General features: G+C 43.9%; 1 protein-coding gene. It reads right to left on the bottom strand.

All coding sequences use genetic code 11. The features are described 5' to 3' along the window. Nucleotide 1: 1 nt before the first annotated feature. Complete coding sequence (locus BCF53_RS19130) at nucleotides 2-979, bottom strand: IS110 family RNA-guided transposase (protein WP_132704381.1); 978 nt, start codon at nucleotides 977-979, stop codon at nucleotides 2-4. Nucleotides 980-1,165: the final 186 nt, after the last annotated feature.

Here is a 1,165-nt window from a genome sequence, read left to right as displayed (position 1 = left end):
TTCAAGCTGCTTGTGCGCAATATTCCGTTTGATTTTTAACGACGCCAAAACAGATTTGAACAAGCTTTCTCATGGCTGCACCCAGTGCTTCCATCTTGGTTTTCCCGTTTTTAAGAAGCCGGTTCTGTTGGGCAATAATGTCTTTGTTCCACTTTAAGGAGGCTACTGCGGCCATGTACAACTTGTTTCGTATTTTGGCGGGGCCGGTTTTACTGAGTCTGCTTCTGCCCTTAAACACCCCAGACTCATTTTTAACCGGTATTAATCCCAGGTAAGCCGCTAACTGGCTGGCTTTAGTAAATGGTCGACTATGGATAACTGACAACATGATTCTTGATGTCACTGCCGCGACACCGGGTATTGTCTCTAATAACTGGCGATCCTTTTTTAGCCTGGGATGCTTATCAATGTGATCGTCTATCTGTTTAACGAGGCGTTTCTTCTCTTCTTCCAGTTCATGGATCATGTTGTGTAATGACTCAAGAACAACCTCAGAAGATGCACTGAACTCTGACTTTTCCAGTCGATTCCTTTCACGCTGACAGTCGCCTTCTAAAGCGTCTAACCTAGCCAGTAGAGCCTTTAATTCGCGAGCTTCTGGAGGTTCTGGCTGCCATAAGTCTGGTTTCATGCGACAACCAAAGAGAGCCAGGATACAGCTGTCTCTTTTGTCTGTTTTATGGGTCGAGCCAAGACCTTTCGCAAAGTCTTTTGAACGTGCTGGGTTGATTACGCTGACATTAAATCCGGCATCAAACAACGTATGAGCTAATGTTTCGTGATAAATGCCCGTCGCTTCAATGGTTATAGAAACATCGCCAGGGTCATCAGAGACATTCTTTTCTAACCAGGCGATTAACTTTTCATGACCTTTTTTGGTGTTTTCATGAACCTTAGTTTTTACCTTTAGATTGTCAGGGTCTCGTAACCACAAACAATCTAACTTCGCTTTACTGACATCGATTCCTACGTATTGCATCTCTTATTTACCCTTGTACATACAGCATCACTGCAAAGCAGGCGCTAGGATACCATCCAATATTTTGAGATAGAAAAAGCCTGGGATCTAATCTACAAAGCAGTGTCAAAGCACTAAGGTCGGTCTCAGATTCACCTGGCTCTCGGAAAGTTATCAGCTAAACAACTTCCCTGGAGAGATACAAGG

The organism is Reinekea marinisedimentorum (genome assembly GCF_004341165.1).
GTDB classification, from domain to species: domain Bacteria; phylum Pseudomonadota; class Gammaproteobacteria; order Pseudomonadales; family Natronospirillaceae; genus Reinekea; species Reinekea marinisedimentorum.
Note: the sequence above shows the minus strand (reverse complement) of the source record. Positions and strands in the feature narration are given on the sequence as shown.